The sequence below is a fragment of the Rheinheimera oceanensis genome (genome assembly GCF_018831085.1).
In the GTDB taxonomy this organism is placed as follows: Bacteria; Pseudomonadota; Gammaproteobacteria; order Enterobacterales; family Alteromonadaceae; genus Alishewanella; species Alishewanella oceanensis.
Map to the genome: position 1 here is coordinate 78297 of NZ_JAGPNM010000008.1, position 19356 is coordinate 97652.

A 19356-nucleotide genomic window follows, 5' to 3' on the forward strand; every position below is an offset into this window, starting at 1 on the left:
ATGTTAGTCGTTAACTGCCGACACGATAAAGTTAGGGTTACGCAGGTTTTCGCGTTGATACACCTTAGTGACAATACCGTCGAAGCTGACCCTTGCGCCAGCTTCCAGCGCAATAATATGGCCGGCGCCGGTGTCCCATTGCATAGTGGGCCCAAAGCGCGGGTACACATCGGCACTGCCTTCAGCCACTAAACAGAACTTTAATGAGCTGCCCACCGGCACCATTTCGTGCTGTGAAAATTGCGCCAGATAACCAGCCAGATCCGGGCTGGGGTGGCTGCGGCTGCCAACAACCCGTATGCTATTGCCAGGCTTGGCAACCTGAATGGCACGGGTCTCGCCGGCAGCTTTAACAAAAGCGCCTTCGCCTTTAGCGGCGTAGTAGGTTTTAGCCAGCACGGGGGCGTGAATTACGCCCAGTACAGGCTCACCATTATCAATAAGCGCAATATTAACGGTAAATTCGCCGTTGCGTTTAATAAACTCTTTGGTGCCATCCAGCGGATCAACCAGCCAGTAGCGCTGCCAGCTCTGGCGGATGTCCCAGCTGATGTCAGACGCTTCTTCTGACAAAATCGGCAGCTCTGGTGTCAGTGCCGTTAACGCCTTAACAATGAGTTGATGGGCAGCTAAATCGGCGGCTGTTAACGGTGAGTCATCGGCTTTGCCGGTGATATTAAAGGCGGCGTTGTCTTGCTGATATACTGCCAGGATCGCCTGACCGGCTTGTTCTGCTATGTCGATAATGGCGGGCAAATAATTCATCGGATAATCTCCCTTTGCTTTAACAACGCCAGCAACTGCTGCACGCTATCTTCCAGCGATGTTACTGAGGTGTCCAACACCAAATCGGCAGCTTCGGGTGCTTCGTATGGATCAGAAATACCGGTAAAGTGGCTAATTTCGCCGGCGCGGGCTTTTTTGTACAGGCCTTTTACATCGCGCTGCTCACATACTTCCAACGGCGTGGCGATATGCACTTCAATAAATTTTCCCGGCGGAATAAGGCTTTTTACCAGTTCGCGCTGACTACGGTACGGCGAAATAAAGGCGCTTAATACCAACAAACCGGCATCAACCATTAAGCCTGCTACTGCGCCAACACGGCGCAGGTTTTCCGTTCTGTCCTCGGCGCTAAAGCCTAAATCGGCGCATAAACCGTGGCGCACATTGTCACCATCCAGCAAATAAGTATGCTTGCCCTGTGCGGCCAGCGCCTGCTCCAGCGCATTGGCCACACTGGATTTGCCCGAGCCGGATAAGCCGGTAAACCAAATCACTGCACTTTGGTGGCCAAATAAAGCCTGACGCTGCGCGACGTTAACATCATGCTGTTGCCATTTAATATCGTTATGTGTCATTGCTCTTCATCACTTAAAACGGATAAATCAGCGGTAAAAATATCAACACTACCGCACTGTAAACCAAGGCCATCGGTACGCCGAGGCGAATATAGTCCCGTAACTGGTAATTACCGGCCGAATACACCATCAGGTTGGTTTGATAACCAAACGGCGAAATAAAACTGGCTGAAGCGCCAAAGGCTACTGCCATAAAAAATGGCACCGGGTCCACCCCCAGGTTTTGTGCGATCGCATAGGCAATAGGAAACGTCAGCGCGGCGGCGGCATTATTGGTAACCAGCTCGGTAAACAGCCAGGTAGCAATAAATACAGCGATCAATGCACCATAAGCGCCACTGCCATCTACCAGCGTAATCAAACCAGCAGCTACCTGCCCGGCCACGCCGGTTTTGATCATCAGTTGTGCCAGGCCAATAGCCGAGCCGACAATTAGCCACAGCTCCAGCGGAAAACGGTTTTTAATTTCATTTACCGTTACCGCGCCACCGGCAACATAAGCCAGTAGCAGCACCGGCAGGCTTTTAATCAGCGGCACTATATCGAAAATAGACAACGCCAGCACAGCGACAAAACCGAACAATACCCAATGGCTGCGCTTTTTTGATAACGGCGTAGAAATGGCTAAACCATTAACGTAAATAAACTCCTGGCTAAGCTGATGCTGGCCGGGAAAATGCTTACCGACAGATAAAATTAATACATCACCGGCATGCAACACCAAATCGCCTAAACCGCCCTGCAGGCGTTCATGGCCACGGCGTACAGCAATCACCACCGCATCGTATTCATGGCGAAAGCGAATTTGTTTTAAACTTTTACCCACTAAACGCGAGCTGTAGCTAAGTACCGCTTCAAGTAATTCACCTTGCTGTTGATCCTGGCGCAGTAATTCTAAACCAGGAAACTGTTGTAAGCGCGATACCGCGTCCAGATCGCCAACAAACCGCAGCTCGTCACCGGCTTCGATTACCGTTTCCGGCGTTACCGGACAAATACGTTGTGGGCCACGCTGAATTTCTGCCAAAAACAGTGCCTGCAGCTCACGCAGCTGGTTTTGCTCTACACTTTTGCCAATTAGCTGGCTGTCGCTACGCACATGGGCGGTAAGATAATACGGCGTAGCCTGGCTGGCGTTTTTGCTGTTGTCGGGCAGCCAGTGGCTGCCGATCACCAATACAATAGTACCGGCGGCCAACACCAGGACACCGAGCAGGGTAAAGTCAAAAAAGCCCAGCGCCGGTTCACCGCTTTGTTCAACAAAACCATTAACAATAAGGTTGGTTGAGGTGCCAATCAGCGTGAGCATGCCGCCGAGAATAGCGCTGTACGACAGCGGCAACAGCAATTTTGACGCAGCAAAATGGTTATGATGCCGAAGCGATGACATCAGCGTAGACACCACCGCAGTGTTGTTAATAAAAGCCGACATCAAAGCGCTGGATAAACTTAAACGGGCAATAACACTGCTTAAACGCTTGCCGGCAAACCCCCGGCTTAACCAGCTAACCAGTTGCGACTTTTCAATACCAATTGACACTAATAGCAGCAATAGCAGCGTAATCAGTGAAGGATTGGCGAAATTCTGTAACGCGCTTTCCAGCGGTAACCAGCCAAGCAAATAACTCAGCAGCAGGGCACCGCCAAACCACTGCGCCGGTGAGCGTTTGCTGAGCACCAGCCCCGCCACTAACGCCAGTAGCAGGGCGATGACACCATACTGCTGATACGGCATTATTGTTCTTCCTTATCCAACCCTGCCTTAAATAACTCGCGCACGTCCTGCGCGCCCCAGTGTGGGAAATGCTTGCGGATCAGCGCATTCAGTTCCAGCTCAAAAGCACTGATACTACTGGCTGCAACTTTTTCTTCTGCCAGCACATTCTGAATTAATCCGGCCGCTACTGTGGCATTGGTTAAGCGGTCAATCAGAATAAAGTTACCGGTACCGGGTTGGGTTCTGAAGGTATCCAACGGCAGAGTTTCGGTTAACTCCAGCTCTACCAGTGCAATATCATTTATTGCTACCTGCTCTGCCGCTTCCTGCGCCAGCGTATTGATATTTACCTTATGGTTTAGCCGGTTAATGCTGACACTGCTTTTACGCGTAGCCAGTTTTAAATCGTACAGGCGGCCGGTTTGCAGCGGCTGTTCATTAAACCACACTACATAGGCCAGGGCCCGGTTACTCAGGTTAACAGTATCGTCTGACGGCACCAGCCAATCGCCACGGCTGATATCAATTTCGTCGCTCAGTGTCAGCGTAATCGCCTCGCCAGCGCGGGCTGAAGGTTGTTCACCGGCAAAGCTGACAATTTGCTTAATGGTGCTTTTTTTGCCCGACGGATACGCCGTAACAGCCTGGCCAACAGCTAAACGGCCGCTGACCAAAGTGCCGGCAAAACCACGAAAATCCAGATCCGGCCGGTTAACATACTGCACCGGGAACCGGGTAGCGGCTCCACCGCGCTGCGGTATTGGCAGGGTTTCCAGCAGTGGCAGTAAGGCTGTGCCGGTGTACCACGGCATATTGGCTGACAGCGCTAAAATGTTCTCGCCTTTTAGCGCACTGATCGGCACCACATCTACCGTTGGTACCTGTAATTGCGCCATCAGTGCCTGCACGTCCTGCACTATAGTATTATAAATATGCTCGCTGTAGCCGACGATATCCATTTTATTAACGGCAACAATTAAATGTTTAATACCCAGCAAAGCGCAGATAAAACTGTGGCGCCGGGTTTGCGTTTGTACACCGTAACGGGCATCGATCAGCAAAATGGCGACATCTGAGGTGGATGCACCGGTGGCCATATTGCGGGTGTATTGCTCATGGCCGGGAGTATCGGCCAGAATAAACTTGCGCTCGGTAGTAGAGAAATAACGGTAGGCCACGTCGATAGTAATGCCCTGCTCACGCTCAGCCTGCAAGCCGTCCACCAGCATTGCCAATTCAAGCTCACCATCACTGTTACGGCCTTTATGGTCGCGCTTTAATGCATCCAACTGATCATCATACAGTTGCTGGCTATCGTGCAACAGGCGGCCGATTAAGGTGCTTTTGCCATCATCCACACTGCCACAGGTGAGTACCCGCAGTAAGCCTTTGTCCTGGTGCTGCTGTAAATAGCCGCGAATGCCCAGGCTGTTTAATTGCTCGTTTAACGAGGTAACCGAAGATGCTGACATTAGAAATACCCCTCGCGCTTTTTCAATTCCATACCCGACTGATCCTGATCAATCACCCGGCCCTGGCGCTCTGATGTGCGGGCGCGCAGCATCTCTTCCACTATGCCTTCAAGCGTATCGGCGGTAGATTCAATAGCACCGGTCAGCGGATAACAGCCCAGAGTTCTGAAGCGCACTGACTTTAACTGCGGTGTTTCACCCGGTTCCAGCGGCATCCGGTCATCGTCTACCATGATCAGGGTGCCGCTGCGCTCAACAACCGGCCGCGGCTTAGCTAAATAAAGCGGTACTATGTCGATATTTTCCTGCAGGATATACAGCCAGATATCCAGCTCTGTCCAGTTTGACAGCGGAAACACGCGGATACTTTCGCCTTCGTTAATAGCACCATTGTAGATATTCCACAGTTCCGGCCGCTGGTTTTTCGGGTCCCAGCGGTGGTGCTTATCACGAAATGAATACACCCGCTCTTTAGCACGGGATTTTTCCTCATCGCGCCGTGCACCACCAAAGGCCGCGTCAAAGCCGTAGGTATTCAGCGCCTGTTTTAAACCCTGAGTTTTCATAATATCGGTGTGTTTAGCACTGCCATGAATAAAAGGGTTAATATTCATTGCTAAGCCTTCCGGGTTTTTATGCACCAGCAGCTCAAAGTTGTACTGTTTGGCTAAGCGATCGCGAAACTCGATCATCTCACGGAATTTCCAGTTGGTATCAACGTGCAACAACGGAAACGGTATTTTGCCCGGCGCAAAGGCTTTGCGGGCTAAATGCAGTAATACTGACGAGTCTTTACCAATTGAATACAGCATTACCGGCTTTTTAAACTCGGCGGCCACCTCACGGAAAATGTGAATACTTTCCGCTTCCAGCTGCTGTAGATGTGACAAAGTGCCTGCTACTTCAGACATGTTTATGATCCTCATTCCATCTGGGTAATGGCCTGGTTAAACACCGCAGGTTGCGGCCGCTTACCAAACCAATGTAAGTCCTGCTGCAAGCTTACCACTTCGCCAATAACTAGCAAAGCTGGTGAACCGAGCTGGTGGTGTGCGATAAGTTGCGCCAGTTGCTCCAGGCTGCCGGTAACTACCCGCTGATCACTGCGGGTACCATTTTCAATAATGGCGACCGGTGTGCGGCCACTGCGCCCGGCACTCATTAGTTGCTGTTGGATATGGGCTGCTTTCATTAGCCCCATATAAATAACCAGTGTCTGGTTGGCTTTACTCATGCTGTGCCAATCCGGCTCGCTGCCATCTGCCCGGCAATGGCCGGTAACAAACTGCACACTTTGCGCATGATCGCGGTGGGTTAGCGGTATGCCGGCATAAGCCGCACAGCCGGCAGCGGCAGTAACACCCGGCACTACCTGAAAGGCAATATGGTGTGGTATCAACGCCTGAATTTCTTCACCGCCACGGCCAAAAATAAAGGGGTCACCGCCTTTTAAGCGGCAAACTTTTTTGCCAGACAGGGCTAAATCAATCAGCAGTTGGTTAGTATCCTGCTGTGGCACAGAGTGATCGCCGGCTTTTTTGCCGACGCAAATGCGTTCGGCATCGCGCCGCACCAGCTCCATAATGGGTGCCGACACTAAATAGTCGTACACCACTACATCGGCCTGTTGCATCAGTTGTAATGCTTTTAACGTGAGCAGCTCCGGGTCGCCCGGGCCGGCACCGACGATATAAACTTCACCGGCTTGTTGCTGTGGCTCATCCAGCAGTTGCTGTAAGCGTTGCCCGGCTTTTTCCAGTTGGTTTGCCTGCACATCACGCACCACATCTGAATCAAATACGGTTTCCCAAAACTGCCGCCGGGCAGCAAAACCGCGGATTTTGGCTTTTACCTTGTGGCGAAAGCGGCCAACTAATTCGGCCAATGGCCCTAAATGCTGTGGCAATAAGGTTTCGAGTTTTTCGCGCAAGCGCCGCGCCAGCACCGGTGCGGTGCCAAAGCTGGATATAGCAATTAAAATGGGGCTGCGGTCAATAATCGACGGAAAGATAAAGCCACATTTGGGCTGGTCATCTACAGTATTCACCAGCATATTGCGCGCGGTGGCGGCCTCATATACCGCAGCGTTAATGGCATCGTTATCAGTAGCGGCAATAACCAGCAACTTGCCATCCAGCAGGTCCGGTTCAAAATAGCCATTGATCAGCTCAGCTTTGCCGTCTAACTGCCACTGCACAAACTCAGCAGCAAATTGTGGCGCTACTACGGTCAGTTTGGCACCGGCGCTTAGCAGAGTACCGGCTTTGCGCAGCGCTACCGAGCCGCCGCCAACAATCAGCACCGGTTTATCGGTTAACTTTACAAATAAGGGTAAGTACTGCACACCAGCTCCTGCTGTCAGGTTGCTACTTGAATTTCAAGTTTGCAGCATAGCCGTCTGTATGGCTTTTATAAAATAGTTAATTACGCTCAGATATAACTAAAAGGAATTAATGGCAAGATTGTAATAAGTGGAATTACAGTAAACATCATTATAAGGCGGCAAAAAAAACGGCAACCGAAGTTGCCGTTAAAGCTACAGAGAGAGTGAAGCTAAACTGTTACGCTATCCGCTTACTGGCGGATCATATAGTCAAAAGCACCCAGGGCGGCGTTGGCACCAGAGCCCATGGCGATAATAATTTGCTTGTACGGTGCCGTAGTAGCATCACCGGCAGCAAACACACCAGGCAGCGACGTTTGGCCACGCTCGTCGACAATAATTTCACCGCGCGGTGATAATTCCACCGCACCACGCAACCATTCAGTATTTGGCACCAAACCTATCTGCACAAAGATACCTGCCAGCTCTACATGGTGCGCTGTACCTGTTTTACGGTCGGTATAGTTAATACCGGTTACACGGCTGCCATCACCGGTTACCTCAGTGCTTTGAGCTTCGGTAATAATGGTGATATTGGCCATGGAGTTAGCTTTTTTCACCAGTACCGCATCGGCACGTAATTCAGCAGCAAATTCCAGCACGGTAACATGTTCAACAATACCGGCTAAGTCGATAGCCGCTTCAATACCCGAGTTACCACCGCCAATTACAGCTACTTTTTTGCCTTTAAACAGCGGGCCGTCACAGTGCGGGCAGTACGCCACACCTTTGCCACGGTATTCCTGCTCACCGGGTACGTTCATTTCTCTCCAGCGCGCACCAGGGCTTAAAATTACCGTTTTGCTGTTCAGCACGGCGCCGTTTTGCAACTCAAGCTGTACCTTACCGGTTTTGCTTAAGCGCACTGCGCGCTGGTTGTTCATAATATCAACGTTATATTCGCGCACATGGGCTTCTAAGCTGCTTACCAACTTTGGCCCTTCGGTGTACTGTACCGAAATAAAGTTCTCAATACCGACAGTATCCGCAACCTGACCGCCAAAACGCTCGGCAACAATGCCGGTGTTTAAGCCTTTACGGGCAGCATAGATAGAGGCTGCCGCACCGGCCGGGCCACCGCCCACTACCAGCACATCAAAGTCAGCTTTGTTTTTCAGCGCTTCTGCCTGGCGTTTTTCCGCGTTTATATCCAGTTTCTGGATAATTTTTTCCAGTGTAATGGCACCTTGTGAAAACAACTCGCCATTTAAATACACTGATGGCACAGCCATAATGTTTTTGTCGGCTACTTCCTGCTGGAACATGGCACCGTCGATCATTACGTTGGTAATGCCGGGGTTAATCGCCGACATAATATTCAGCGCCTGTACCACTTCCGGGCAGGTTTGGCAGCTTAATGACACATAGGTCTCAAAGGCGAAGCTGCCCTGTAGCTGGCGGATTTGCTCGATAGTATCGGCAGCCACTTTAATCGGATGGCCACCTGAGTGCAGCAACGCCAGCACTAAAGAGGTAAACTCATGGCCCAGCGGCACACCAGCGAAGGTGATATGGGTGTCGTTAGCCACCGACCGCACCAGCATGGCGGGCTTGCGTGTCAGGGCGTTGTCATCGCGGCGCAATGACACTAAATCAGACAACTCAGCAATGTCGGTAGCCAGTTGGTTTACTTCAGCAGCTTTGGTGCTCTCGTCTAAAGATACCACCAGTTCAACCTCGGTTTTCAGGTTCTGCAGATAGGTTTTTAATTGTTGCTTCAGGTTAGTATCTAACATAAAAACTCCCGGAAAATTAACTGGGTAAATAATAAGACGATAAAAAATCAGCGTTACAAAGCCTCAGCCTGTAAAACAGACTGTGAGTATTCAGTTTTGGGGTAAGCCGGGCAGGTGTTGCCTGCCCGGATACCAAACCGGAGTTTGGCAGAGGGAAGCTGAGCTACAGCTTCTTAAGGCAGGCTGTAACCAGATCCCGCTGCATTAACTGCAGCTTGTTGCATTACTTAGATCTTACCAACCAGATCCAGTGATGGAGCCAGAGTAGCTTCACCCGGCGTCCACTTAGCTGGGCATACTTCGCCATCGTGGTTAGCAACATACTGTGCAGCCTGTACTTTACGGAACAGTTCTGCAGCTGAGCGGCCGATACCTAAGTCGTGGATTTCAGCAACTTTGATTTCGCCTTCAGGGTTAATTACGAAAGTACCACGCAGTGCTAAACCTTCTTCTTCAATCATTACACCGAAGTTACGGGTGATGGTACCTGTTGGGTCGCCAATCATCGGGTAGTTGATTTTTTTGATGGTTTCAGACGCATCGTGCCATGCTTTGTGCGTGAAGTGTGTGTCAGTAGATACTGAGTACACTTCAACACCAATTTCCTGGAATTTAGCGTAGAAGTCAGCCAGGTCGCCTAACTCTGTCGGGCATACGAACGTGAAATCAGCCGGGTAAAATACGACAACTGACCATTTGCCTGCTAAGTCTTGCTCAGTAACCGGTACGAATTTACCCTGATGGAATGCAGTAGCTTTAAACGGCTTGATTTTAGTGTTGATAATAGAAGACATAGTCTTACTCCTTTAGGTTGGTTCACAGGTAATGTTTCAACTGCAGCCAGTGTACCGTGCTGCAATCAGTTATCAAAACGAATAAAACAAATTAATTTAATCGCTTTTTTTGATGAAAAATATTTTTTGCTGCTTGTTCAGCCTGCGCTTAGCTACACTATGGCATTGTGCTTTAGTCACAAAACGCATCAGGAGCCTGTTATGTTTACTAAGCATTTTATCTGTACTGTTGCAGCTTGCTGTCTGCTGCTGTTAGTTACCGCCTGCCAGCAATTAAGCTTACCGCAAGGCCAATACCAGCAACTAAACAACGACACTACTCTCAAACCGCTGCGCCTTAGCCTGCAGGACAACCGCCTGACAGGTTTTACCGGTTGCAACAACATGATTGGCAATTACAGCATAGATGAGGGCAGTTTGGTGGTTTCTCAACTGGCCGGTACCATGATGGCATGTTCAGAACCCATAATGCAGCGCGAACAAGCATTTAGCAGCTTTTTGCAAAGCAGACCCAAAGTAACGTTTAACAATAATGTGATGACATTACGTAAAGATGACACTGAATATCAGTTTGAGTTGTTGTGAATATAAAGCTGCATTAAACGCTGATACTCGCCGTTGACATACAGCTCGTCTAATGCGAGCTGTAGTTTTTCAACCGTTTCGTTTGGTACCGCCAGGTTCAGTGCTAAATAATTTGCCCCCACAACAGATAAATCCAGCACCGGCTCAATACTGTCCAGAGTTTCGTTATATTTTGCCAGCCACACCGGCAAAATCAGCTCCGAGCCTATCAGCAGATCCACTTTGCCCTGCAAAAATAAACCTACAGCATCGGCCTTGGCGGTAAGGCCAAGCAAATTAACGCCGTACTCAAAACCCTGGCTTTTTAAATACAGTTCATACACATCGCCCCGCGCGACCGCCACCACGTAGCGTTTTGCCTCTTCCAGTGTAGCAGGGTTAATATCAGGCCGGCTTTTTAACCGGTACATATTGGCATGTGAATGCGCCAGCGGCCCAACCCATTTAAACAGTGGCTCGCGCAGTGCATTGCGCGAGGTAGAATAAACGGCTGCTGCCGGCTCTTTTTGCGCCGCTTCATAAGCGCGCAACCAGGGGTAAAGTAAGAAATTACAATTTAAGCCTGCTTTTTCGCAGCTCAGCCTTACCAGTTCAGTGTTAAGGCCGGTAACGGTGTCACTGGCCAGATAGCTGTATGGCGGGAAATGCTCAGTGTATATGGTCAGCTTAGTATCCACAGGTGCAGCAGCAGTTAAAAACACTGACATGACAACAACCAAGCCTGACCAGATTTTCCGCATACCCTAACTCTGCCTCAGCAACACGATTAATTGTGACTATGGCAGAGACTGAACAAAAGTAACATCAGTTTTTTCTCAGGGTAAGGTTAAATACCATCACCATCTACGTGCAGGCCGCACTCGCGGCCAAAGCCGTTAAAGCGGGTGTCTTCTTCGCTCATACCCAGCTCCAGCTTTTGTGTAGAATGAGTATCGCCTACCGAAACATACCCCTGCTCCCACAACGGATGGTAGCTTAAGCCGTGTTCTTTTAAGTAATAAAACACATCTTTATTGCTCCAGTCGATAATCGGCTGAATTTTCACCACGCCGCGGCTGATCTCAACAATCGCCTTATCGGCGCGGCTGCTGCTTTGGCTACGGCGCAGGCCGGTAAACCAACTGCCTACATTCAGCTCCTGCAAGGCGCGTTGCATCGGCTCTACTTTATTTAGCTGGTTGTACTGCTTAATGCCCTCGGCGCTTTGCCATAATTTACCAAAGCGTGCTTCCTGCCAGGCCGGGCTTAACCGGGCACGGTATACTTTCAGGTTCAGCTTAAGTTGCTCGGTAAGCTGGTCAATAAACTGATAGGTTTCGGCAAATAAATAGCCGGTATCGGTTAATACTACCGGGATATCCGGCTGTTGCTGTGTTACCAGATGCAACATCACCGCCGCCTGAATGCCGAAGCTGGAGCTTAGCATTGGGTTTTGCGGCAGGTTATGCAACGCCCAGCGTACCCGTTCGGCAGCGCTTAGCGGCGTAAGATGATGGTTAATCTCAGCCAGCCAGGCGCGCTGCGTAGCATCATCCTGCTGCAGAATAGCGCTGTAATCTGTACGCGATGCTTTAGCTATGGAAGTCATCTTTTGGCACCACTACCGGTGCTATGACACCGGCCCTAATCACGAAATCACCAAAGCCTTCACTGCTGTTACTACGCTCTGTGGCCCAACGGCCAATTAAGCCATCCAGCGTGGCCAGAATATCGGCTTCGCCGACATTATCCAGCAGCAGGCGCGGAATACGGGTACCTTCGCGGTTACCGCCCAGATACAGGTTATATTTGCCCGGGCCACGGCCTACCAGGCCTACTTCGGCCAGCATCGCACGGCCACAGCCATTCGGGCAGCCGGTAACGCGCAGTACTATGTGTTCGTCGGCAATACTGTGTTTGCCCAGCAAGGCTTCTACCTTGGTTACCAATTCCGGCAGATAACGCTCTGCTTCGGCCATTGCCAACGGGCAGGTGGGGAAAGACACACAGGCCATCGAGTTTTTGCGCTGCTCGCTGTGGCCGTCATCAATTAAGCCATGGCTGCGGGCAATAGCTTCAATTTCGGCTTTCTGTGCCGCCGGCACCCCGGCAATAATCAGGTTTTGGTTCGCCGTCATGCGCAAATCACCCTGATGAATAGCGGCAATTTTCGCTAAGCCGGTTTTTAGCGGCTTGCCGGGGAAGTCCAGTACCCGGCCGTTTTCAATAAACAGGGTTAAGTGGTGTTTGCCGTCGATACCCTCTACCCAGCCGATCCGATCACCGCGGCTGGTAAAGCTGTATGGCACTACAGGTGCAAAAGCCACGCCGGTGCGGGCTTCTACTTCAGCGCGAAACGCCTCCAGGCCAATGCGGTCGATGGTATATTTGGTTTTGGCATTTTTGCGGTTGGAACGGTTACCGTAATCACGCTGCACCGTTACCACATGCTCAGCCACTTTTAACGTGTGTTCCAGTGCAACATAGCCCAAATCATCAGCCATACGCGGGTAAGTGGCATTATCACCAAAAGTCATGGCTAAACCGCCGCCTACCAGCACGTTAAAGCCCACCAGTTGGCCATGTTCGGCTACGGCAACGAAAGTTAAATCGTTAGCATGTACGTCGATATCGTTATGCGGCGGAATAACCACTGCGGTTTTAAACTTACGAGGTAAATAAGTATCACCAAGAATTGGCTCTACTTCGGTAGTTTCTACCTTTTCGTCATCCAGCCAGATCTCGGCATAAGCACGGGTTTTCGGCAGTAAATGTTCGCTGATTTTTGCCGCCCATTGATACGCCTGCTGGTGCAGTTCTGATTCCACCGGGTTAGAGGTACAGAGCACATTGCGGTTAACATCGCCGGCAGTAGCAATAGAGTCGATGCCAATGCTGTTTAAAAACTGGTGCATTGGTTTAATATGCGGCTTTAACACACCATGAAACTGAAAAGTTTGCCGTGTGGTTAAGCGAATACTGCCATAAATAGTGTTATCGGCAGCAAATTTATCAATCGCCAGCCATTGCTGTGGCGTAATAATACCGCCCGGCATGCGGGCTCGCAGCATCACGTTGTGCAACGGCTCCAGCTTTTGTGCGGTACGCTCAGCACGGATGTCACGGTCGTCCTGCTGATACATGCCATGAAAACGGATCAGCATAAAGTTATCGCCGTTAAAACCACCGGTGATCTCATCTTTCAGATCGGCTGCGATAGTACCGCGTAAATGCTGGCTTTCAGCTTTTAAACGCTCGTTATCAGACAGTGCACCCGGTGCCACTAAATCTGGATTAATTGGATACTGGCTCATTAATACACATCCTTCTGATAACGTTTTGCGACACGTAATTCGTCTAAATAAGCTTGCGCCTGTTCCGCGGTTTTAGCGCCATATTGTTGCACTATATCCAGTAAGGCCTGTTGCACATCTTTCGCCATGCGGTTGGCGTCACCGCAAATATACAGGTGGGCACCGTCTTGTAACCATTGCCACACTTCGCGGCCGTGTTGGCGCAGTTTGTCCTGCACATACACTTTTTGCGCCTGATCGCGGCTAAAGGCTACGTTCAGCTTAGTTAGCAGGCCACGCTTGAGGTAATTCTGCAGTTCCAGCTGGTATAAAAAGTCCTGGGTAAAATGCGGGTTGCCGAAAAATAACCAGTTTTTGCCGGCGGCACCGTTGGCATCACGCTGTTGTAAAAAGGCGCGAAACGGCGCTATGCCAGTGCCGGGGCCAATCATAATTACCGGTGTGTCGTCGTTAGCCGGTAAGCGGAAGTTATGGTTGTGCTCAATAAACACCTTTACCTTATCGCCCTCAGCCAGGCGCTGTGCCAAAAAGCCGGAGGCACCACCCAGATGCGGCTGGCCGTAAGCGTCGTAGCGCACCACACCGACAGTTAAATGCACTTCGTCTTCTACCTCGGCCTGGGCTGAGGCAATAGAGTATAACCGTGGTTGCTGCTTGCGCAGTGCATCCACCAACTGCTGGGCACTGAGCAAGCCCGGATAGTCGCGCACTATGTCGATAATCTGCCGCTCGTTAATGTAAGCGCGCAGTGCAGCTTTATCGGCGGCCAGCGCGGTTAAAGCCACATTGTTGGTGGCAGCAGCGTATTTCTCAACAAAAGCCGGATACGACTGGGTTAACTCCAGTTGTTCGGTTAATGCCTGTTCTATGGTTAGCCTGGTATCAGAGAGCGCAACCGGCGTATCACGGGCAATAGCCGTTAACAGCAGCAGTTCACGCACTAACTCGGGATCATTATTGAAATATACACCCAACGCATCACCCGGCTGGTAAGTTAAACCACTGCCGGCCAGTGAAATTTCGATATGGCGCACATCTTTTGTTGAATCACGGCCGGTAATTTTCTGGTTGGTGTACAGCTCGGCGGCAAATGGCTGTTGCTTGCTGTACTGGCTGGCGGTATCTGTGGTTGTGTCTGCTCCCGGCGAATCCACGCGGGGCCAGGCAATAACCTGTGCTGACGGGGCAGAAGCAGCTTTAAGCTCCGGCTCCAGCTTAGTAACCAGTTCGCTGCTCCAGCTATCAGCCTGCGCCTGGTAATCGACATCCAGATCAATGCGCGGCAGTACAGAGGTGGCTCCCAGCTCGGCTAAGCGCTGATCAAAGTCTTGCGCAGTTTTGCAGAAAAACTCATAGCTGGTATCACCCAGGCCCAGCACGGCATATTTCAGCCCGGCTAATTTGGGCGCCTTTTTGCTAAATAAAAAGTTATGCAGGCCAATGGCGTTTTCCGGCGGTTCGCCCTCGCCATAGGTAGAAGTAACAATAACCAGATATTGCTCATTCTTCAGTTGAGTGGTTTTGTATTCGGCCATATCGACCACTTTAGCCACTATGCCTTTACCCTGCGCTTGTTTGGCTAAGGCTTCTGCCAGATGCCGCGCATTACCGGTTTGCGAACCGAATAAAATGGTCAGGCCGGCACTGGCCGCAGCCGGTACGCCTGTGGCCGCGCCAGCTAATTGCCCGGCCAACTGCCCGGCAAGCTGGGCACTGGCCGCCAGATAACCGCTAACCCAGGCTTGCTGAATAGGGTTTAACTGGCTTACTAAGCCCTGCAGCTGGCTTACCTGCTGCTCAGACAACGGACTGGCCTGCGCTACTAACGAAGATAAAAGCATAAAACATCCTGCACACAATGATTACAGCCATTTTAGCCATCTATATGTATATCAGTAAAAGAATGGATCTCTCTTCTTTATTCCAATAAGTAATTAAAAACGGCCACTTTGCTATACCGCAGTGCTGATAAACAGACCAAAAAATAGTGAAAAATGCTAAGCACGGAAAAACATTTCGCTGCGACATTCAAACTTTTTTATAAATAACATCGACTTAAACATTGGCATTAACTTTGTAAGTATTAACGTTGTAAGCACTAACTTCGTAATAGTTCTGGCGTGATTAACAACGGCTAACAGCCTAAAGGATAACCAAAATGAAAAACTTACTTATTGCCGGCAGTTTTATATTAACCAGCATCAGCACTGCCGTGATGGCACATGACGGGCACAGCTGTAACATTAAATTTGATAAAGACCTGGCTATCAGCAGCCAGCTGGTCAGCATGAAAGATGGCAGCACTGAACTGTGGCGTATTAATAACAACGGCCAGCTGTGGCTGGATGGCAAAGCTGTTACCACCGACAGCAATACTCAGGCACTACTGCGCGAGTATCAGGCCGGGGTCCGCACACAAGCACTGGAAACCGTAGCACTGGTAGAAGATGCGCTGGTACTGGCGGCCGATGCCGTTGACTCTGTGCTAACTGAACTAACCGGTGATTCATTGCAGCAGCATCCGGCGTTGCAAAAAGCGCTGGACAACATTAAAACCAGCACCGGCAACATCGTTGTACACAGTGGCGAGAATATCAACATATACGGCAGCCGCTTTGACAACCTGGATGACGCCTTTGGTGCCGAGTTCGAGCAAGCCATTGAAGAAGCCGTTACCAACTCGATGGGCAGTATTTTAATGCAGGTGGGTAAAGCCATGACCAGTAGCGAAGGCAACTTTGAGCAACGCATGCAAGCCTTTGGCGAACGCATGGAACGCTTTGGTAAAGATTTAGAAGCGCGGATGGACATTAAAGCCCAGGCGCTGGAACAACGTGGCGATGCCATGTGCAGCAACCTGCAAGCCTTAGATGTGCTGGAAAGCCAGATTCAGCAGGCGATACCGCAAATGCAGCAATACGATTTAATTGAAACAAACAGCCACAACAGCACGGCGTTTTACCTGTACAACTGAGCCTCGTATTTAACTGACAAAAGAATTCGTGTACCTCCCAACCACGACTTTGGCGCGCTGCTCTCATCCTGACAGCGCGTCTTTTTTTACCTGCTGCCGATACTACTCTGACTGGTTATAAGCTGTGCTTCAGGTTAACCTGTCGCAAAAGATCAAGGAGTAACTGATGACCATTCAACGTATTTTACCTGCCAGCCGCTATTCTGAAGCGGTAATTGTTAACGGTTTAATTTTTTGCGCCGGTATGGTGCCGTCTACCACCAGCGACAATGCCACCTTACAGACAGAAGATGTGCTGGCACAAATTGATGCCTTATTAGCCCAGTGTGGCAGCGATAAAAGCAAACTGGTTGATACTACCATTTACCTGGCCGATATGGCCGATTATGCCGCAATGAACCTGGCCTGGGATAACTGGGTAGCACCGGGGCAGGCACCGGCCCGCGCCACTGTTGAGGCTAAACTGGCAGATCCGGGCTGGAAAATTGAAATTAAAATTATCGCCGCACAATAATACATCCGTGTTATGGCAAACACAGGCGCTGAAAATGCCATTTTAGTGGTTAAATTCGCTTATTGTTTGGCAAACATGCGCCAAAGACCGACGGCTAAAAACATAAAGTAATGATTTTTAACAATTAAATAATTGGCACTATTGCTGCTTAGCATTAACTGTTAAACCTCTGATAACACCATGCACAGGAAGCGGCTATGCCAAAACTTATAATGACTTTGCAACACGCCGGGCTGTACGCCGGTTTTGAGCTACGCCGCCTGTGGCTAACCCGCCGTGGCCTGATGACATTAGCCGCTACGGCGGTGTTGTGGTTTTTTCTGCTGCGTTATGCCATAGCTCCCGCCAGCGATTTGATTGCCAGTGAAGGCTTTCAGCAAATGTTTCGCGATGTTTTTGGTGCTTTTGGTTTAAGCCAGCTGTTTGCCTGGCCCGTGCCAGAGCTGGCAATATACTGGATCCTCAGTTTATTGCTGTTGCCGCTGCTGTGCTTATTTTTTACCGCTAACCAACTATGCAGTGATTTAGAGCGCGGCACACTACGCTTGCTGGCACTGCGCAGCAGCCGGTTAAGCATAGTACTGGGCCGTTTTAGCGGCCAGATGCTGGTGCAAAGCTGCTTAATATTGCTCTCCCTGGTGGCCACTTTGTCGCTGGCAGCCTGGCGTGAAGGCGGTTTAACCCTGGCCATGCTAAACGCCGCAGCTGTTATTGCTGTTAATTTATTACTGGTGTTACTGCCTTTTACGGCATTAATGAGCTGTTTCTCTGCCATGGTGCGCTCATCCCGCCTTGCGGTAAGCTTAGCCATTGTTAGCCTGGGGCTGGGCTTTGTGCTGCTTAGCTCCTTTGTGTTTTACTTTCCTGATTTCTTGTTTTTACTCGGCTATATGCCCGGCACCCAAGTCATGCAGTTGCTACCGATGCAAGGCTGGCAAACCCTGCAGTATGCCATGCTGCCGCTGCTGCAAACACTGGTGCTACTCAGCGGCGCCACAGTGCTGTTAACAAGGAAAGCCCTATGAACACCATTATTCAGTGCCAGCAGTTGGCAAAGCGCTTTGGCAGCAAAACTGTGCTGCAGCAACTTAGTTTTGAATTACACCAGGGCGATGTCGCCGCGCTTATTGGCCCCAACGGCGCCGGTAAAACCACCTTATTCAGCATTTTATGTGGTTATTTGCGCCCGGACAGCGGCAACGCCCGCATTTTCGGCCATAAAGCCGGCAGCAGCGCGTTGTTTGGTAAGGTTGCCGCCCTGCCACAAGATGCCCAGTTTGATCCGGCCTTTAGCATTGGCGAACAACTGGATTTTTACGGCCGCTTACAAGGTTTAAGCAGTAAAACCGCCCGCGAAGAAAGCAAGCGCGTGCTGGCACTGGTAGGCCTGACAGAGCAACTACAGCATAAAGCCGGCGCACTAAGCCACGGCATGCGGAAAAGGGCAGCTATTGCCCAGGCGTTTATCGGCGCCCCCCAACTGGTGCTGCTGGACGAACCCACCGCCGGGCTGGACCCGGTAAACGCACTGCATATTCGCCAGTTGATCAGCCGCTTAAGTGGCGAAGTTAGCTTTATGATTAGCTCGCATAATATTTTTGAGCTGGAGCAACTGTGTAATAACGTGTTGTATCTGGAAAATGGCCAGCTAAAACAACACAGCAACAGCGACAATACCGTACAGCAGTTGCAACACCTAACCCTGCACTTAGAGCAGGACAATAGCGACGCCATCAGCGCGGCCCTGCGCCAACTGCCCGGCTTAATTGATCTGCACTGCACCCAGCGCAGAGAACTGGTCCTAAGCTATAACCCGCAGCACAATGCCGATTTTGACCTGGCCGTGCTGCAATGCTTAGCTGCCAATGGCTGGCGCTACCGCAACCTCACCAAAGGCCAAACCCTGGAGCAAAAACTGTTTACTCCGGTTTAGCCATTTACATTACCCCGGCACCGGGCTGTATAGCTTTGGTGCCGACGGCGTAAAATGCTGTTACAAAGCAATTACGTATTAGATTGACCGCTTTGTATGCCTTACGTTAATGTGCAGCATAACAATTGTTACGGAGCAAAATAAGTGAGTATTGCTACCATCTGGATCATCGTTGGCATAGTGCTGATTTTATCTGAGCTTATGGCCACCAGCATAGTTGCGGTATTTTTCGGCATTGCCGCCATTATTGTTGGTTTATTGCTGAATTTCGGCCTGATTGAAAGCTACAGCGTGCAGTATTTATTGTTCGGCGTGTTATCGCTGGTATTACTGTTTACTGCCCGTGGTCGCTGTAAACGCTGGTTTGTTGGTTATACTGCCGACCGCACAGAGCAACCGTCCAGGCTGGCTGATGATATTGGCCGCCGCGTTACCGTACACAGCGATTTTCACCAGGGTGCCGGGCGCGTGGTGTTAAACGGCGTGCAGTGGGATGCCGAGTCAGCCGATGCGCTAAAAGCCGGTGATGTTGCCTTTGTTGTGGCCAATCACGGCATCAAACTGGTGGTGTCTGCCACCAACCCAAACTAATTT

Annotated in this window: 18 protein-coding genes; 6 read left to right on the forward strand and 12 right to left on the reverse strand. The window is 50.4% G+C overall.

Going from position 1 to position 19356, the window contains the following annotated elements; genetic code table 11:
* Positions 1-3 precede the first annotated feature (3 nt).
* The 8 genes from cysQ to ahpC form a co-directional block, all read right to left on the reverse strand.
* On the reverse strand, positions 4-765 hold the full coding sequence (gene cysQ / locus J3B89_RS16525) for a 3'(2'),5'-bisphosphate nucleotidase CysQ (RefSeq protein WP_215398713.1): 762 nt from the start codon (positions 763-765) through the stop codon (positions 4-6).
* Complete coding sequence (gene cysC / locus J3B89_RS16530; RefSeq protein WP_215398714.1) at positions 762-1361, reverse strand: adenylyl-sulfate kinase; 600 nt, start codon at positions 1359-1361, stop codon at positions 762-764. The genes cysQ and cysC overlap by 4 nt, the downstream gene beginning before the upstream one ends.
* A gap of 13 nt (positions 1362-1374) precedes the next feature.
* A complete protein-coding gene (locus J3B89_RS16535; RefSeq protein WP_215398715.1) occupies positions 1375-3096 on the reverse strand; it encodes an SLC13 family permease in 1722 nt (573 codons plus the stop codon).
* Positions 3096-4550 carry a sulfate adenylyltransferase subunit CysN gene (cysN, locus tag J3B89_RS16540; RefSeq protein WP_215398716.1) on the reverse strand — a complete coding sequence of 485 codons (1455 nt, stop codon included), beginning with the start codon at positions 4548-4550 and terminating at the stop codon, positions 3096-3098. Before cysN ends, J3B89_RS16535 begins: the two co-directional genes overlap by 1 nt.
* Positions 4550-5461 (reverse strand): sulfate adenylyltransferase subunit CysD, encoded by a 912-nt coding sequence (gene cysD / locus J3B89_RS16545; protein WP_215398717.1) that lies wholly within the window; start codon positions 5459-5461, stop codon positions 4550-4552. The genes cysN and cysD overlap by 1 nt, the downstream gene beginning before the upstream one ends.
* An 11-nt stretch (positions 5462-5472) precedes the next feature.
* Positions 5473-6894, reverse strand: coding sequence for a siroheme synthase CysG (cysG, locus tag J3B89_RS16550; RefSeq protein ID WP_215398718.1), 1422 nt, complete (start codon positions 6892-6894; stop codon positions 5473-5475).
* Between the two features lie 230 nt (positions 6895-7124).
* Positions 7125-8669 carry an alkyl hydroperoxide reductase subunit F gene (ahpF, locus tag J3B89_RS16555; protein ID WP_215398719.1) on the reverse strand — a complete coding sequence of 515 codons (1545 nt, stop codon included), beginning with the start codon at positions 8667-8669 and terminating at the stop codon, positions 7125-7127.
* Between the two features lie 227 nt (positions 8670-8896).
* The gene (gene ahpC, locus J3B89_RS16560; RefSeq protein WP_215398720.1) at positions 8897-9463 is read right to left on the reverse strand and encodes an alkyl hydroperoxide reductase subunit C; all 567 of its coding nucleotides are present in this window, start codon (positions 9461-9463) and stop codon (positions 8897-8899) included.
* A 201-nt stretch (positions 9464-9664) separates the two neighbouring features.
* Here ahpC and J3B89_RS16565 point away from each other — a divergent pair, with 201 nt between their 5' ends.
* Positions 9665-10048 (forward strand): META domain-containing protein, encoded by a 384-nt coding sequence (locus J3B89_RS16565; RefSeq protein WP_215398721.1) that lies wholly within the window; start codon positions 9665-9667, stop codon positions 10046-10048.
* Here the strand turns inward: J3B89_RS16565 and J3B89_RS16570 are convergent.
* The 4 genes from J3B89_RS16570 to J3B89_RS16585 form a co-directional block, all read right to left on the reverse strand.
* Entirely contained in the window at positions 10030-10788 is a 759-nt protein-coding gene (locus J3B89_RS16570) for a substrate-binding periplasmic protein (RefSeq protein ID WP_215398722.1), read from the reverse strand. The genes J3B89_RS16565 and J3B89_RS16570 overlap by 19 nt on opposite strands.
* Before the next feature lie 86 nt (positions 10789-10874).
* Positions 10875-11636, reverse strand: coding sequence for a phosphoadenylyl-sulfate reductase (locus tag J3B89_RS16575; RefSeq protein WP_215398723.1), 762 nt, complete (start codon positions 11634-11636; stop codon positions 10875-10877).
* Positions 11620-13341 carry an assimilatory sulfite reductase (NADPH) hemoprotein subunit gene (gene cysI, locus J3B89_RS16580; protein WP_215398724.1) on the reverse strand — a complete coding sequence of 574 codons (1722 nt, stop codon included), beginning with the start codon at positions 13339-13341 and terminating at the stop codon, positions 11620-11622. Before cysI ends, J3B89_RS16575 begins: the two co-directional genes overlap by 17 nt.
* On the reverse strand, positions 13341-15182 hold the full coding sequence (locus tag J3B89_RS16585; RefSeq protein ID WP_215398725.1) for an assimilatory sulfite reductase (NADPH) flavoprotein subunit: 1842 nt from the start codon (positions 15180-15182) through the stop codon (positions 13341-13343). Before J3B89_RS16585 ends, cysI begins: the two co-directional genes overlap by 1 nt.
* Before the next feature lie 317 nt (positions 15183-15499).
* Here J3B89_RS16585 and J3B89_RS16590 point away from each other — a divergent pair, with 317 nt between their 5' ends.
* The 5 genes from J3B89_RS16590 (at position 15500) to J3B89_RS16610 (ending at position 19353) form a co-directional block, all read left to right on the forward strand.
* Entirely contained in the window at positions 15500-16315 is an 816-nt protein-coding gene (locus tag J3B89_RS16590) for a YggN family protein (protein WP_215398726.1), read from the forward strand.
* A 166-nt stretch (positions 16316-16481) separates the two neighbouring features.
* Positions 16482-16829 carry a RidA family protein gene (locus tag J3B89_RS16595; RefSeq protein ID WP_215398727.1) on the forward strand — a complete coding sequence of 116 codons (348 nt, stop codon included), beginning with the start codon at positions 16482-16484 and terminating at the stop codon, positions 16827-16829.
* Positions 16830-17026: 197 nt separating this feature from the next.
* A complete protein-coding gene (locus J3B89_RS16600; RefSeq protein WP_215398728.1) occupies positions 17027-17854 on the forward strand; it encodes an ABC transporter permease subunit in 828 nt (275 codons plus the stop codon).
* Positions 17851-18762, forward strand: a complete 912-nt coding sequence (locus tag J3B89_RS16605) for an ABC transporter ATP-binding protein (protein ID WP_215398729.1) — start codon at positions 17851-17853, stop codon at positions 18760-18762. The genes J3B89_RS16600 and J3B89_RS16605 overlap by 4 nt, the downstream gene beginning before the upstream one ends.
* Positions 18763-18906: 144 nt before the next feature.
* Entirely contained in the window at positions 18907-19353 is a 447-nt protein-coding gene (locus J3B89_RS16610) for an NfeD family protein (RefSeq protein WP_215398730.1), read from the forward strand.
* Positions 19354-19356: the final 3 nt, after the last annotated feature.

Bases quoted from the DNA above. Each gene is read 5' to 3' on its own strand.
- cysQ (WP_215398713.1), bottom strand. From the start codon at position 765: ATGAATTATTTGCCCGCCATTATCGACATAGCAGAACAAGCCGGTCAG.
- cysC (WP_215398714.1), bottom strand. From the start codon at position 1,361: ATGACACATAACGATATTAAATGGCAACAGCATGATGTTAACGTCGCG.
- J3B89_RS16535 (WP_215398715.1), bottom strand. From the start codon at position 3,096: ATGCCGTATCAGCAGTATGGTGTCATCGCCCTGCTACTGGCGTTAGTG.
- cysN (WP_215398716.1), bottom strand. From the start codon at position 4,550: ATGTCAGCATCTTCGGTTACCTCGTTAAACGAGCAATTAAACAGCCTG.
- cysD (WP_215398717.1), bottom strand. From the start codon at position 5,461: ATGTCTGAAGTAGCAGGCACTTTGTCACATCTACAGCAGCTGGAAGCG.
- ahpF (WP_215398719.1), bottom strand. From the start codon at position 8,669: ATGTTAGATACTAACCTGAAGCAACAATTAAAAACCTATCTGCAGAAC.
- ahpC (WP_215398720.1), bottom strand. From the start codon at position 9,463: ATGTCTTCTATTATCAACACTAAAATCAAGCCGTTTAAAGCTACTGCA.
- J3B89_RS16565 (WP_215398721.1), top strand. From the start codon at position 9,665: ATGTTTACTAAGCATTTTATCTGTACTGTTGCAGCTTGCTGTCTGCTG.
- J3B89_RS16570 (WP_215398722.1), bottom strand. From the start codon at position 10,788: ATGCGGAAAATCTGGTCAGGCTTGGTTGTTGTCATGTCAGTGTTTTTA.
- J3B89_RS16575 (WP_215398723.1), bottom strand. From the start codon at position 11,636: ATGACTTCCATAGCTAAAGCATCGCGTACAGATTACAGCGCTATTCTG.
- cysI (WP_215398724.1), bottom strand. From the start codon at position 13,341: ATGAGCCAGTATCCAATTAATCCAGATTTAGTGGCACCGGGTGCACTG.
- J3B89_RS16585 (WP_215398725.1), bottom strand. From the start codon at position 15,182: ATGCTTTTATCTTCGTTAGTAGCGCAGGCCAGTCCGTTGTCTGAGCAG.
- J3B89_RS16590 (WP_215398726.1), top strand. From the start codon at position 15,500: ATGAAAAACTTACTTATTGCCGGCAGTTTTATATTAACCAGCATCAGC.
- J3B89_RS16595 (WP_215398727.1), top strand. From the start codon at position 16,482: ATGACCATTCAACGTATTTTACCTGCCAGCCGCTATTCTGAAGCGGTA.
- J3B89_RS16600 (WP_215398728.1), top strand. From the start codon at position 17,027: ATGCCAAAACTTATAATGACTTTGCAACACGCCGGGCTGTACGCCGGT.
- J3B89_RS16605 (WP_215398729.1), top strand. From the start codon at position 17,851: ATGAACACCATTATTCAGTGCCAGCAGTTGGCAAAGCGCTTTGGCAGC.